A 14,209-nucleotide genomic window follows, 5' to 3' on the forward strand; every position below is an offset into this window, starting at 1 on the left:
GGAAGAACAGGACAGATTCACCTGTCACAGGCGTGAACACACGTTTCAATTTTCTGTCCCTGAAGAAAGGTTGGACATGGGCACACCCGTCATCGTCGAGGCCGCTCGCACCCCCATCGGCAAGCGCGGCGGCTGGCTCGCCGGTCTGCACGCCGCCGAACTGCTCGGCCTCGCTCAGCGCGGGCTGCTCGATAAGGCTCACCTGGATCCCGCCCAGGTGGATCAGGTCATCGGCGGCTGCGTCACCCAGGCCGGCGAGCAGTCCAATAACGTGACCCGCGTCGCCTGGCTGCACGCCGGGCTGCCGTGGCAGGTCGGCGCCACCACCATCGACGCCCAGTGCGGTTCGGCGCAGCAGGCCAACCACCTCATCGCCGGCCTGATCGCGACCGACGCCATCGAGATCGGCATGGCCTGCGGCGTGGAGGCGATGAGTCGAGTTCCCTTGGGCGCCAACGTCGGCGAGCACGCCGGTCCGCGGCGGCCCGCCTCCTGGAATATCGATCTGCCGAACCAGTTCGAGGCGGCCGAGCGTATTGCCAAGCGGCGCGGCATCACTCGCGCCGATCTCGACGAACTCGGCGTCCGTTCGCAGCGCCTGGCCGCCCAGGCCTGGGCCGAGGGCCGCTTCGACCGCGAGGTGCTGCATGTGACCGCGCCAGCGGTCGACAAGGAAGGCAATCTCACCGGCGAGAAGCTGGACGTGACAAGGGATCAGGGCCTGCGCGAAACCACCCTGGAGGGACTGGCCAAGCTCGAGCCGGTACTGGCGGGCGGAATCCACACCGCGGGCACCTCCTCGCAGATCTCCGACGGCGCGGCCGCGGTGCTGCTGATGGACGAAAAGGCCGCGCAGCGAGCGGGTTTGCGTCCGCGCGCCCGGATCGTGACGCAGGTGCTGGTCGGCGCGGAGCCCGAGTTCCACCTCGACGGACCGGTGCAGGCGTGCACCCGACTGCTCGAACGGTCCGGCATGAATATCGGCGACATCGATCTTTTCGAGATCAATGAGGCTTTTGCGGCAGTGGCACTTTCATGGGCGTCTGTACACAAGCCGGACATGGACCGGGTAAATGTAAACGGCGGCGCTATCGCACTCGGACATCCGGTGGGTTCGACCGGATCCCGGCTCATCACAACGGCTTTGCACGAACTGGAGCGAACCGGAGGCAGCACCGCGATGGTGCTCATGTGCGCGGGTGGTGCACTGGCGACAGGCACCATCATCGAGAGATTGTAAGAGTTTCAACCAATTCCGGCCTTGGTTGAACGTTCATCCCAATCAGCCCAAAACGTGTCGTACGCCACACAAACCCCAGGACGCCGCACTAGATGACCCGTCAGCTATCTTGGGGTTATCATCGGCCTGCCGGGGAAGGTGCTCGCGACGGGCAAGAACCGGTTCACACCACGTTTTCCCAAGAGCCGTTGGCGTGACCCGCAAACGCAACCGTCGCAGTGCCTTCCCGGGAGCGGCACCTAGAAGCTTCAAGGAAATCCTGAATCAGGCGTAGGTTTTCAGTTACTGAGCCGCTAATATCAATGATACGTATCCGAGATAACGACTGTTAGTACAGCGAAGGGAATTGGGCGGCTCACAATGGCCGATTTCGCGGCGCGGCTGAACAAGCTGTTCGAAACCGTGCATCCCCCGGGGCGCAAGCCGCACACCAACGCGGAGGTTGCGGCTGCGCTTACGGCCTCCGGGCATCCGATCTCGAAACCGTACCTCTCGCAGTTACGGTCGGGACAGCGGACCAACCCGTCGGACGAAACGGTGGCTGCTCTGGCCAAGTTCTTCAAGGTCAAACCGGACTACTTCTTCAACGACATATACGCCGCCAAGATCGATCACGATCTGGAGTTGCTGTCCCAGCTGCAGGGCTACGGACTGCGACGGCTGTCGAGTAGGGCGTTCGACCTGTCCGAAGAATCACAGAACCTCCTCACCTCCATGGCGGAGAAATTGCGGGCAAGTGAAGGCTTGCCCGAAATTCCTCCGGATGGCACCGAATAGGTTCTCCCGCAGCGCAGTACGGTGCGACCCACAGGGTCGCACCGTATTGCGTCATGGGTATGGCTCCACCAGAGCACGGGGGCACCCGCGGTGCCCCTAAAGTTGAGGGCTTGGTGGCGCGTACAGGGTTGCGATAAAGCGCGCCCCTAAGAGACCCGCTACTGACGAAATCAGTTGCGCGGATACGTCGGCAGACACAAGGAATCCGACACTGCGGAAGCGGTGCCGGATTCCTTGCTATGTCAACCTTATTGAATACCGGGAGGGAGTCCTTCGGAATGCCTCGAGCCGATCGGTTTTGATGTCACTCGATCAATTCCCGGGCCGACGATGCGGTGCCCGCTTGGTAGGCGCGCGCGATTGCTTGGACCCACCCGCGAGGACTAATACCCTCCGGCGGAGCAATCCACCGCGCGTCGACTACTACCTCACCCAATGGGTTTCGCGCCCACTGCGCGACCCGGTCGGCCCGCGCGGACACCAGTGGCGGTGGCGGACCCGCGCTGACCAGCTCGACGCCGCCGCCGGATTGCAGATATAGCGCATCCATGATCTGCGCGACCTGATCGGATGCCTCGAGCTGTGTGGAGGTACCCGGCTGGTCGTGCGCGACCACCTCCGGGAACCGCCCGATCATGATGCGGTGCAGAACCTTGATCTGCCGCAACAGGATTCGCGCGCGCACCCACAGCTCGACCACGATCCACACCGCGCCGAACGCGATGAGCAGGGCCGCCGCCGCCCAGGCGGGCCAACCCCAGTCCGGTTCGCCGGGTTTCGCGACCGGCGCGTCGATGCAGGCCCGGCGGATCTGCAGCACGGCGAGCACCGCCACGAGCGCGGTCCCGGCGGTATAGATCGCGATACCGCGACCGAGCGTTGTCCAGTCCAGGTTGCGCACACCGGTGATGACGATGAAAACACAACCGAGCGCGACCACGATCCAGCCGAAAGTGGTGGACCAGAACAGATTCACCGCCGCCGCGACCGAGCCGATGCCATAGATCGCGAATGCGATCCGACGCAGATTGCGGCGGGAGACGACCGGCCACGCCGCCGACGCGACCACCGAAGTCGCGGTCGCGAACAGTATCCAGGCCGAGGTCACAACGCCGTCGGACAGCAGGCCCGAATGCAGACCGCGCGGTAGCAGATGGTCGATGGCGAGGGCGATTTCGGGAACCGCGACGGTGGCCCCGAGTGCGACCGCCGCGACCGCGACGACGATCGCCACCCGCGCGGTCGTCGCGGGCTTCACCACTACCCGACCGACACGCGCACCGGCCGCAACCCAGACCAGCATGGCCGTCAACCAGAGGGTCATCCCAGCGCCTCATCGAATCGAAGAACCGAGACGCCCGCGCCCCGGCTGTTGAACACGCGGAGTCGGGTCATCAGCATGGCGGCGAAGGTTTCGGCCTCCCATTCGGCGAGTTCGTCCGCACCGTCGTCGACGATCTGCTGATGCGCCCGCTGGCTGAGCATGTAGGCGATCAGATCGTCACTGGCCTCCAGCGTCACCTCGGGCGCGGGCGCGCCCTCGTGATCGAAGACGATATGCCCCAATTCGTGTGCGAGGGTGTGCTCGCGGCTCGGCAGTGCAGTGGCGAGCACGATGACATCGCGGTCCGGATAGAACCGGCGCTGGCCGCAGACGCCGGGCCCCAGTTCCGCACTGGCGATTTCGATCTCGCGACGCCGCTCGCTGGCAATAGAGGCGACGACCTCGTCCAGGGTGGTCGCATCGGAATCCGCGGCGACGGCGCACACCGCGTCGACCGCCGCCGCAACCCGTCGGTAGGCCCGGAGTCCGGTTTGCGTTCTGCTCCGACTCATCGAACGCCCCTTACGTCCTCGGTCCGAAGAACTCGGCACGCGCGGCATCGATGCGGGCCTGTGCGGCCGACGCGCTCTGGAAACTCACTGCGCCGGAACCGGTTCCGGCCAGCGCGAGCGCGATCAGGCCGCCGACCACGCCGAGCACATTGGGCTCGGGCAGGCTGTCGTCGGCACTGGTCGGCCGAACGTCCGGATTCGGCCTGGCCGGAGCCGCGGGTGGGGCGGCCGGAGGCGCGGGCGGCGGTGGCGGCACCTGCTCCGGAGCGGGTGCGGGCGGTGCGGCCACCCGGACCGGCGCGAGTTGCGGTGCCGTCGGTGCCGTCGGTGCCGTCGGTGCGGGCGACGCGGGCGACGCGGGCGGGACGATGATCGGGACGGGCGGTGCCGCCGGAGCGGACGGCGCTGGCAATGGGATCAGGAGCAAAAGCAGCGGGGACGCCGAGCCAACCGCGGCGGAACCGACCGCCGCAGAACCTACCGCCGCAGAACCTACCGCGGCGGAACCGACGGCCGCAGAACCTACCGCGGCGGAACCGGTTCCGGCCGAACCGACACCTGCGGATCCGACGCCGGCCGAGCCGACCGCGGCCGAACCCGTGCCGCCCAGCGCCGATCCGGTGCCACCCAGCGCCGATCCGGTGCCAACAGCGGCGGAACCGACTGCCGCGGAACCCGTTCCGAGGAGGGCGGAGCCGGTGCCCAGCGCCGCCGAACCGGAACCGGCCACCACCGCCGAACCGGTGCCGAGAATGGTGGCGACACCCGCCGAACCGGTGCCGAGGATCGCGCCAACACCCGCGGAGCCGGTGCCGATAATGGTGCCCACGCCGACCGAGCCGCCGCCGAGGAGTGCGCCGAGCAGACCCGTCGCGCCGAGGCCCGCGGAGCCAGCGGCCGCGGAACCCGCGGCCGAACCGGGACCGGCGACCGGGTTGACCCCCGCGGCGGCATCGGTCGGATCAAGTGGTGAACCGACACTCGACTGGCCCGGAATCGCCAGTGGCTTCCAAACATCGCTGGTCGCGTCCGGCACAGGGGTATTGGGGTCCGCACACTGTGGGCACGCGCTGCCGGGCTGCGCCTCGGCCGACACTCCCCCGAGGAGCGCAGAGCCAGCCGCAGTCGCAAGCACTGCAACCACACGCGACGTGCGACCAACGGCCATGCGCCAGCCTTCCCCTGATTCGATATAGCGCAGATCTGTTGCCCGGTCGCAACGCACAAATTCCGGGACTTTGACGGACGGGAGCCCATAGTAAACCGCAGCCCAAATCCGCGCAGTCGGTCGGGCCACGCACGGTATAGGACACGCCGACCGGCCTACGGTCCGGAACCGGTCAAACGCCCAGATCGCGCCTCCGGAACTTCAGGTGTAATCCCGAACACACTTCCGCGTTAATCCCCTACGCGCATCCCCAAGAAAACCAGCGGACCAGTCCGTATGCCGACGCGGCCCAGCGACTGGTCGGGGCGCGGAATCGCCGCGGCGTCACGGCCGTTCGGACGGCTGGACGAACTCGCATTCGGCACAGTGCACGCGCACGACACGGCACAGCGGACTCCCCACCGCACGGCAGACTCCGCACGACACGGCACGGCGGACTCCCCACCACACGGCAGACTCAGCACGACACCGCGAACTCACGCGCTACACAGTGCACTCGCATGACACAACGGGCTCGCCATCGCACGGCAGACTCAGCAAGACACGGCGAACTCACGCACTATTGCGCACGTGCACGACATAGCGATCTCGCCACCGCACAGTGCACTCGCACGACACAACGGGCTCGCCACCGCACAGCGGACTCAGCACGACACAGCGGACTCAGTACGACACAGCGGACTCAGCACGACACCGCGAACTCACGCACTGCACAGTGCACTCGCACGACACAGCGGACTCGCCACCGCACGGCAGACTCAGCACGACACCGCGAACCCGCACACGGCACACTGCATGCGCACGACATAGCGATCTCACCACCGCACAGTGCACCCTCACGACACAACGGGCTCGCCACCGCACAGCCGACTCAGCACGACACCGCGAACTCACGCACCGCACAGCGCACTCGCACGACACAACGGACTCGCCACCGCACAGCCGACTCAGCACGACAATCGCGAACTCACGCGCTGCACAGTGCACGGCACAGGGACTCGCCACCGCATAGGCGAACTCGCCACGGCGCAGCGGACTCACGCATGGCACGGCGCAGCGGACCGGGGTGGCGGGCCGCGCAATGCGTCGAAGCTGGCACGCCTACGCATTGCCGACGACGTGCCGGTCAGAACGGCACGAGCGTGCCGATTTTCGCGCCCTCAGGCGCCGTATACCGGCTCCGGCGGAACGGACTTGGCGATCAGGTCGGCGACCACCGGACCGAGTTCGGCGGGGTTCCAGCGCCCGCCGCGATCCACGGCGGTACCGTGGCGCCAGCCATCGGCCAGGGCCACTTTGCCGCCCTCGACCTCGAACATCCGGCCGGTGACGGCCGCCGATCGCGGGCTGCCCAGCCAGACGACGATCGGCGAAACGTTTTCCGGAGCCATCGCGTCGAAGCCGTCCTCGGGGGCGGCCATGGTTTCGGCGAAGACGGTCTCGGTCATGCGGGTGCGGGCGGCGGGAGCGATGGCATTGACGGTGACGCCGTAGCGCGCGAATTCGGCAGCGGCGGTGAGGGTCAGGCCCGCGATACCCGCCTTGGCCGCACCATAGTTGCCCTGGCCGACGCTGCCCTGCAGGCCCGCGCCGGAGCTGGTGTTGATGATGCGGGCGTCGACCGGACGACCGGCCTTGGATTCGCCGCGCCAATACTCGATGGCTTGGCGCATGGTCGCGAAGTGGCCCTTGAGGTGCACCCGGATCACCGCGTCCCACTCGTCCTCGCCGAGGTTCACCAGCATCCGGTCGCGCACGAATCCGGCATTGTTGACCAGCACATCCAGACCGCCGAAGGTGTCGACGGCCTGACGGATGAGGTTGCGCGCACCGTCCCAGTCGGCGATGTCGTCACCATTGGCCACGGCCTCCCCGCCGAGCGCCTTGATCTCGGCGACGACCTGTTCGGCGGGGGTCTCGCTGGTCGCCGCACCATCCAGGGCGGAGCCCAGATCGTTGACCACCACGCGCGCCCCGGCGGCGGCGAAGGCGAGCGCGTGCGCCCGACCGATACCGCGGCCAGCGCCGGTGACAATGACGACGCGCCCCGCGCAGATCTGCTCGGTGTCCATAACCTGTTGTGTCCTCTTCGTTTTCGGGTTCGGTTGTTCAGGCCTCGGCGGGCTGCTCGGCGACATTGGCGTTCGACGCGGCGAGGAATGCCGGACGCTCACCCCCGCCGTGCACCAGCAGCGTCGCGCCGCTGACAAAGGCGGCCAGCGGTGAGGTCAGGAATACGGCGCAGCCGCCGATATCGTCGGGCCGGGCCATCCGACCGAGCGGAATGGTCGCGCCGACCGCGTCGACACCGTCTTGATCGCCGTAGTGCAGCTGACTCTGTTCGGTCTCGACCGGGCCGACGACCAGCGAATTCACCCGAACCTTCGGGGCCCATTCGACCGCGAGCGTGGCAGTCAGACTGTCGATGCCTGCCTTGGCCGCGCCGTAGGCGGCAGTACCCGGCGAGGGCCGGTGACCGCTGACGCTGGACACCATCACGATCGAACCGCCGCCGGGCTGCTGCTGCATCACCGCATTGGCGGCCTGCGAAACCAGCAGCGGCGCGAGCAGATTCAGTTCGACGATCTTGCTGTGGAAGTTCTTGCTCGCGGTCGCGGCGAGGGCGAACGGTGCGCCGCCCGCGTTATTGACCAGGTGGTCGAGGCGGCCGTGGCGCGCGACGATCGCATCGACCAGCCCCTGTACCGCGTCGCCGTCACGCACATCGCAGGGCAGGTATTCGATCTCCCGACCGTCATGGCGCACGGGCGCGTCCGCTGGACGTCGTGCGCAGGCGATAACGGTCGCGCCAGCGGCGAGGAATGCCCTGCTGACGCCCGCACCCACCCCGCGCACACCACCGGTGACCAGAACGACGCTGCCGGTGAGATCGATTTCGACTGCCACCGTGCTAACCTACCAAGCAACTGCTTGCTTTGCCAACCACGAATGGATATGCGATGGGGATCAACCGTCACTCCGAATCAACCGGCATCACCGTGGTCACGGTCGACTATCCGCCGGTCAACGCCATACCGTCCGACGGCTGGTTCACCCTGGCGGATGAGATCCGCGCGGCCGGGCGCGATCCGGAGACCAAGGTCGTGGTGCTGCGCGCCGAGAACCGCGGCTTCAATGCCGGTGTCGATATCAAGGAGATGCAGCGCACGCCGGGCCATCAGGCGCTGATCGACGCCAATCACGGCTGTTTCGAGGCGTTCGCGGCGGTCTACGACTGCCCGGTGCCGGTCATCGCGGCGGTGCAGGGCTTCTGCCTCGGCGGCGGCGTCGGCCTGGTCGGCAATGCCGATGTGGTGATCGCCTCCGATGACGCCACCTTCGGCCTGCCCGAGGTCGACCGCGGTGCGCTCGGCGCGGCCACGCATCTGTCCCGCCTGGTGCCGCAGCATCTGATGCGCGCGCTGTTCTACACCGCGAGCACCATCACCGCCCAGCAGCTGCAGCACTACGGATCGGTCTATCAGGTGGTGCCGCGCGCCGAACTCGACGCCGCCGCACTGGAACTCGCCAAGAACATCGCGGCCAAGGACGGCCGGGTGATCCGCGCGGCGAAGCGGGCGCTCAATGGCATCGATGTGCAGGACGTGCACCGCAGCTACCGCTACGAGCAGGGATTCACCTTCGAACTGAATCTGGCCGGGGTGGCGGATGAGATCCGCGCCCGGTTCGACGACGATCTGGCCGCGCGCAAGGAAGAGAGCAAGGAAAACTGATGCGGGACAAGCGAATGTCGCTCGACGAGGTCGTCGGCGAACTGCGCAGCGGTATGACCATCGGCATCGGCGGCTGGGGCTCGCGGCGCAAGCCGATGGCGCTGGTGCGGGCCATCCTGCGCTCGGACATCACGGATCTGACCGTGGTCAGCTACGGCGGACCGGATCTCGGTCTGCTGTGCTCGGCGGGCAAGGTGCGCAAGGCGTACTACGGCTTCGTATCCCTGGATTCGCCGCCGTTCTACGATCCGTGGTTCGCCAAGGCCCGCACCTCCGGCGCGCTGGTGGCGCGGGAGATGGACGAGGGCATGTTGAAGTGCGGACTGGAGGCAGCGGCCGCGCGACTGCCGTTCCTGCCGATCCGGGCCGGGCTCGGATCCGATGTCGTCAATTTCTGGGATGGCGAGCTGAAGACCGTCGCCTCGCCCTATTCGGACGGCGAAACGCTCATCGCGATGCCCGCACTGAAACTCGATGCGGCGCTCGTCCATCTGAATATCGGCGATAAGCACGGCAATGCCGCCTACACCGGTGTCGATCCGTACTTCGACGATCTGTACTGCCTGGCCGCCGAGCGGCGCTACGTCTCGGTGGAGCGGGTGGTGGAGACCGAGGAGCTGGTGAAAGCCGTTCCGCTGCAGTCGCTATTGCTCAACCGGATGCTGGTCGACGGTGTGGTCGAAGCGCCCGGCGGCGCGCACTTCACCCTGGCCGCGGACAGCTACGGCCGGGACGAGAAGTTCCAGAAGCACTATGTGGAAGCGGCCAAGACGCCGGAGTCCTGGCAGCGGTTCGTCGACAAATATCTCGCGGTTTCCGAGGACGAGTACCAAGCCGCCGTTCGCGAGTTCGCACAGGAGGTACAAAAATGACGGCGTCGCGTAGCGATTCAGTGGAGAATGGCGGCCGAGTGACGGGCGGGTCAACGACCGACAGCGTTACCCGGGCCGAGGTCTGCGCGGTGGCCTGTGCCGAGATCTTCAGCGGCGCGGGGGAAATCATGGCATCACCGATGTCGCCGATGTCGATCATCGGTGCGCGCCTTGCCAAGTTGACCACCGAACCCGATCTGCTGCTCTCCGATGGCGAAGCGCTGTTCTTCGCCGACACTCCCCCGCTGGGCGGTAAGGCCCCGGTCGAGGGGTGGATTCCGTTCCGCAGAGTCTTCGATGTGGTGGCCTCCGGTCGTCGCCATGTGGTGATGGGGGCCAACCAGATCGATCGGTTCGGCAATCAGAATCTGTCGGCCTTCGGCCCGCTGCAGCAGCCCACCAGGCAGATGTTCGGTGTGCGCGGGGCACCGGGCAACACCATCAATCATCCGACCAGCTACTGGGTTTCCCGGCATACCCGGCGGGTCTTCGTGGATCGGGTCGATATCGTCTCCGGCGTCGGCTACGACAAGGTCGATCCGGCCAATCCGGCGTACCGGTTCCATCACCTGCACCGGGTGGTCACCAATCTGGGCGTATTCGATTTCGAAGGGCCCGAGCACACCATGCGAGCGCGCAGTCTGCATCCAGGCGTCACCGCCGCCGAGGTCGCCGAGAACACCTCGTTCGAGATCGCGGGCCTCGGCGATGCGGATGAGACCCGGCTGCCGACCGCGGAAGAGCTGCGGTTGATCCGGGATGTGCTCGATCCCAAGAAGGTTCGGGAATCGGAGGTGCCGTCATGAGCGTGCTGCGGACGCCGCTGACCGAACTGGTCGGCATCGAACATCCGATTGTGCAGACCGGTATGGGCTGGGTGGCCGGGCCGAGTCTGGTCTCGGCCACCGCCGAGGCGGGTGGGCTCGGGATTCTGGCCTCGGCCACCATGACCTTCGCCGAATTGGAAGCCGCGATCGCGAAGACCAAGGCGCACACCAACAAGCCATTCGGCGTCAATATCCGCGCGGACGCCTCGGACGCACCCGAACGGATCGATCTGCTGATCCGCGAGCGGGTCGCCGTCGCGTCGTTCGCGCTCGCGCCCAAGCAGGAACTCATCGCCAAGCTGAAAGATGCCGGCGTGGTGGTGATTCCGTCGATCGGCGCGGCCAAGCACGCGGTGAAGGTGGCCTCTTGGGGCGCTGACGCGGTGATCGTGCAGGGCGGCGAGGGCGGCGGGCACACCGGTCCGGTGGCCACCACGCTGCTGTTGCCGTCGGTGCTGGACGCGGTCGATATTCCGGTCGTCGCGGCGGGCGGATTCTTCGACGGCCGCGGTTTGGCGGCCGCACTGGCCTATGGCGCGGCGGGTGTCGCGATGGGTACGCGGTTCCTGCTCACCAAGGAGAGCACCGTCCCCGAGGCGGTTAAGCAGGAGTACCTGAAGCGGCAACTACAGGACACGGTGGTTTCGCTGAAGGTCGACGGTATGCCACATCGGGTGCTGAACACCGAACTCGTCGATCGCCTCGAGCATTCGGGGCGTTGGCGCGGTCTCGCCGCCGCGGTATCGAACGCCGCGAAATTCAAGGGCATGACCGGCATGAAGTGGTCGACCATGGTCCGCGACGGCCTGGCCATGCGAAAGGCCAAGGACCTCACCTGGTCCCAGGTGATCATGGCCGCCAACACCCCGATGCTCTTGCGCGCCGGACTCGTCGAGGGCAATACCCAGGCGGGCGTGCTCGCCGCTGGCCAGGTCACCGGCATCATCGACGACCTCCCCACCTGCAAGGAGCTCATCGACCGCATCGTCGCTGACGCGGTCGCGCGGATCGACACCATCGCCGGGCTCACCGATCAGACGTCGACCACACTCCACACGGCATCACCTCGAGATGAGGCCCCAGAAACCTGACATCTCGAAGCCCGTGTGAGCATGTTCAGCGGGCCAAGGCCGGTCGGTATTGCGGGCCAACGAATTCGGACTCGGGTCGCGCCGCCGCTGCGCTGCTAGGCTTGCCGAATGGCGGGCGGGGTGTCGGCGAGCAAGACTGAGATTCATGCTGCGGCGGACCGAATCCATGGTTTGGCGGAGGGTTTCGCCGACGATATCGATGGGCTGATGCGCAGGGCGCGTCAGGTGATCGGGGCCGAGTGGCTGGGCGATGCGGCCGATACTCACAAAACGGTGTGGCAGGACTGGGAGGATGACGTTCGCCGGATTGTGGCCGCGCTGTTCGCGGATGCCTCCCTGTTGCATCAGGCCGCCGACCGTTTCGGCAGCACCGACGACAGCAACGCCAACGCCTTGAACGGATTGGACCTGCCGTGACCGACGGTTACGTCGCCAACCTGGGTGAGATTCAGGATTTGGTGGACGCGGCCACTCGAATCGGCGAACGCATCGACCAGGGCCTTGCTGATACCGACCGTACTGTCGATGGTTTGCATATCGGTTGGTCCGGTGAGGCTGCCGCAGCGCACCGGGCGAAGCACGATGAGTGGTCGGCCGCAGCGCGGGAGATGCACGAGGCGCTGGGATCGTTGACCGCTGCCGTGCAACGAGCACATGACGTGTATTCCGCCAACAGCCAACATCTCACGCGGATGTGGCCGGAGTGACCACGACGATCAGCGTTGTTCCGGCGGCATTCGCTCGAGCCGCCGGTACCTTCTCCGGTGGTCGTGAGTCCGCTGCTGTTGGCATGAAAGCGCTCACCACGACCCTCGATGCCAACTGGGGGTGCGGCGGTTCGGATACTAGTGCCGAGAAGTGGTGTGGCACTTATGATCCGGCCGCGTTCGAAGCGGTCAACATGGGTACGGCGATCGCGAACGCACTGGGTAAGTTGCACGATCTCCTACAGGCCAACAGCGTGAATCACACCAACGCCGAAATCCAGTCTTCGGCGAATCCGAATCCAGCCGACGAGCTACCGCTTCGGCCGGAGACCACGGTCTTCGCAGCGCCGAAGTTCAAGGGTGCCTATGGCGGGCCGTCCAACGAACCGTTCGGCTGGAGCTTGATCAGGCGGTGGGTTCAGGGGCGCGTCTGGCCCAATGGGGATTCGGACAAGTTGCGAACCGTGGCGACGGCCTGGCGGACAGCCGCCGAAGTCGTCAAAGGCACAGGCTACGGAATCCCCAGTGCACGAACGATAGTCGGGGAGCAGAACTCGCCAGAGGTTCCACAGATCCTCGCTCAGATCGACATCGTCACGAACGGGATCACGGCCACCGTCGACCAGTATTCCAACCTCGCATCCGCATGCGACAACTACGCACAGGCCCTCGAAGACGCCCATGGCAAGATCCTCGCGCTCCTTGCGGGATTCGTCGGAACCGCCATCCTCATCGAAGGTTTGGGGTGGGCACTCGGGGGTCCGCTCGGTGGTGGCGGCGGAGCCGCTGCGGCAGGTGTCGAAGGCGCGGCGATCGGAGGCGAGATCGCCGTTGCCATCGACGCGTTGATCACGGCGGCCGATCTTGCAGCTCTCCGCGCTGCGGGTGTCGCCGTCGCAGGTGGGGTCCTCCTCAACAATGTGCAACCGCTGTTGGATGCCCATCCAACCAAGTTCGATGCCAATACCCGTCCCGGTGGCGCTGAGCCTCAGCCGACGCAGGCACACACCGGCTCTCAGGTCGGCGAGTTCGACGGCGAACAAGCTGCCCAGAACCTGCGCGACCGCTTGGGGAACTCCGGCGAAACCATCAAGAATGGTAAGAACGTGGCAGTAGCCGAAGCGGAGATCAACGGTCAGTTCATTCCAGCCGACAGACTCGGGGCGGTCAGTGGGCAAACGTCACCGAGTGGCACAGTAGGAACGTCCGGTAACCCGGTGTTCAACCCAACAGACGAGTACGGCGTGGCATACCGACCAACAGACTCGGAGTACAAGATCTTGGAGGATCTCGCAACGCGGTTGAAGCCCGATTCGAAAGGTGTAGTCGAACTGTACACCGAGAATGAGCCGTGCCCTGCTTGCAATTCCGTCATCGAACAGTTCCGGCAAAGGTTCCCAGAAGTGAGGCTCAATGTCACCTACACCAACCCCAAGTGATGCGAGCCTAGCCGAAATCAAGCGGCTTCGTGACGCACTGATCGAAGCCGAATTCGGCGATGCCAGTGACATGATTGGCTGCGATGACGACCAGATTGCACAAGTAGCCGCTGCAGCCGAATTCCCGCTTCCCGATGGTTATGTCGCCTTCCTGAAGGTTCTCGGCCGGAAGGCCGGTGCCTTGTTCCAAGGCGGACACTTCTACTACCCCGAGCCTCTGAATGCTATCGAGGTCGCACGAGATATCTCCGAAGAACCGGACGAGAATCTGACACTGCCCGATAGATTCTTCTTCGGCCATCATCAGGGGTATAAGGTCTTCTTCTTCGAGAAGGGGTCACCGGCTGTTTATGTCTATCAGGAAGGGCATCCCGAGATTCAGCGGCTCGGAGACACGTTCCTGAGCTGGCTTTGGTTGGTCTTCGACCGAACTCGATCAGTGCGGGAAGAAACCAAAAGACTTCGCGCGGAGAACGAAGCCACAAGAGCGAAAATGCGTGAAGAGGGAAAACTGTAGA

Annotated in this window: 15 protein-coding genes; 10 read left to right on the forward strand and 5 right to left on the reverse strand. The window is 65.7% G+C overall.

The window, feature by feature from the left end:
- Positions 1-76 precede the first annotated feature (76 nt).
- Both ACQP0C_RS39210 and ACQP0C_RS39215 read left to right on the forward strand, forming a co-directional pair.
- The gene (locus ACQP0C_RS39210) at positions 77-1,240 is read left to right on the forward strand and encodes a steroid 3-ketoacyl-CoA thiolase (RefSeq protein ID WP_433728519.1); all 1,164 of its coding nucleotides are present in this window, start codon (positions 77-79) and stop codon (positions 1,238-1,240) included.
- A gap of 360 nt (positions 1,241-1,600) precedes the next feature.
- Positions 1,601-2,017 carry a helix-turn-helix domain-containing protein gene (locus tag ACQP0C_RS39215; protein WP_011207048.1) on the forward strand — a complete coding sequence of 139 codons (417 nt, stop codon included), beginning with the start codon at positions 1,601-1,603 and terminating at the stop codon, positions 2,015-2,017.
- Between the two features lie 304 nt (positions 2,018-2,321).
- Here ACQP0C_RS39215 and ACQP0C_RS39220 read toward each other — a convergent pair whose 3' ends face one another.
- The 5 genes from ACQP0C_RS39220 to ACQP0C_RS39240 all read right to left on the reverse strand — a co-directional run bounded on the left by ACQP0C_RS39220 (position 2,322) and on the right by ACQP0C_RS39240 (position 7,928).
- A complete protein-coding gene (locus ACQP0C_RS39220; RefSeq protein WP_433728522.1) occupies positions 2,322-3,341 on the reverse strand; it encodes a hypothetical protein in 1,020 nt (339 codons plus the stop codon).
- Positions 3,338-3,853: an ImmA/IrrE family metallo-endopeptidase gene (locus tag ACQP0C_RS39225; RefSeq protein ID WP_433728525.1), complete on the reverse strand. Its 516-nt coding sequence runs from the start codon at positions 3,851-3,853 to the stop codon at positions 3,338-3,340. The genes ACQP0C_RS39220 and ACQP0C_RS39225 overlap by 4 nt, the downstream gene beginning before the upstream one ends.
- 10 nt (positions 3,854-3,863) lie before the next feature.
- Positions 3,864-4,889, reverse strand: coding sequence for a hypothetical protein (locus tag ACQP0C_RS39230; RefSeq protein WP_433728528.1), 1,026 nt, complete (start codon positions 4,887-4,889; stop codon positions 3,864-3,866).
- Positions 4,890-6,181: 1,292 nt separating this feature from the next.
- Positions 6,182-7,093: an SDR family oxidoreductase gene (locus tag ACQP0C_RS39235; RefSeq protein ID WP_433728530.1), complete on the reverse strand. Its 912-nt coding sequence runs from the start codon at positions 7,091-7,093 to the stop codon at positions 6,182-6,184.
- Between the two features lie 37 nt (positions 7,094-7,130).
- Entirely contained in the window at positions 7,131-7,928 is a 798-nt protein-coding gene (locus ACQP0C_RS39240) for an SDR family oxidoreductase (protein ID WP_433728533.1), read from the reverse strand.
- A gap of 53 nt (positions 7,929-7,981) precedes the next feature.
- Between ACQP0C_RS39240 and ACQP0C_RS39245 the strand changes: the two genes are divergently transcribed.
- From ACQP0C_RS39245 to ACQP0C_RS39280, 8 genes are all read left to right on the forward strand, one after another.
- Positions 7,982-8,755, forward strand: a complete 774-nt coding sequence (locus ACQP0C_RS39245; protein ID WP_433728535.1) for an enoyl-CoA hydratase family protein — start codon at positions 7,982-7,984, stop codon at positions 8,753-8,755.
- Complete coding sequence (locus tag ACQP0C_RS39250; RefSeq protein WP_433728537.1) at positions 8,755-9,627, forward strand: CoA transferase subunit A; 873 nt, start codon at positions 8,755-8,757, stop codon at positions 9,625-9,627. The genes ACQP0C_RS39245 and ACQP0C_RS39250 overlap by 1 nt, the downstream gene beginning before the upstream one ends.
- Positions 9,624-10,433: a CoA-transferase subunit beta gene (locus tag ACQP0C_RS39255; protein WP_433728539.1), complete on the forward strand. Its 810-nt coding sequence runs from the start codon at positions 9,624-9,626 to the stop codon at positions 10,431-10,433. Before ACQP0C_RS39250 ends, ACQP0C_RS39255 begins: the two co-directional genes overlap by 4 nt.
- Positions 10,430-11,545: an NAD(P)H-dependent flavin oxidoreductase gene (locus ACQP0C_RS39260; RefSeq protein ID WP_433728541.1), complete on the forward strand. Its 1,116-nt coding sequence runs from the start codon at positions 10,430-10,432 to the stop codon at positions 11,543-11,545. The genes ACQP0C_RS39255 and ACQP0C_RS39260 overlap by 4 nt, the downstream gene beginning before the upstream one ends.
- Before the next feature lie 108 nt (positions 11,546-11,653).
- Positions 11,654-11,962, forward strand: coding sequence for a WXG100 family type VII secretion target (locus ACQP0C_RS39265; protein ID WP_433728543.1), 309 nt, complete (start codon positions 11,654-11,656; stop codon positions 11,960-11,962).
- Complete coding sequence (locus ACQP0C_RS39270) at positions 11,959-12,252, forward strand: WXG100 family type VII secretion target (RefSeq protein WP_433728546.1); 294 nt, start codon at positions 11,959-11,961, stop codon at positions 12,250-12,252. The genes ACQP0C_RS39265 and ACQP0C_RS39270 overlap by 4 nt, the downstream gene beginning before the upstream one ends.
- Positions 12,249-13,691: a deaminase domain-containing protein gene (locus tag ACQP0C_RS39275; protein WP_433728549.1), complete on the forward strand. Its 1,443-nt coding sequence runs from the start codon at positions 12,249-12,251 to the stop codon at positions 13,689-13,691. Before ACQP0C_RS39270 ends, ACQP0C_RS39275 begins: the two co-directional genes overlap by 4 nt.
- Entirely contained in the window at positions 13,666-14,208 is a 543-nt protein-coding gene (locus tag ACQP0C_RS39280) for an SMI1/KNR4 family protein (RefSeq protein WP_433728552.1), read from the forward strand. Before ACQP0C_RS39275 ends, ACQP0C_RS39280 begins: the two co-directional genes overlap by 26 nt.
- Position 14,209: the final 1 nt, after the last annotated feature.

This window comes from Nocardia sp. CA-129566, from assembly GCF_050956075.1.
Taxonomy (GTDB): domain Bacteria; phylum Actinomycetota; class Actinomycetes; order Mycobacteriales; family Mycobacteriaceae; genus Nocardia.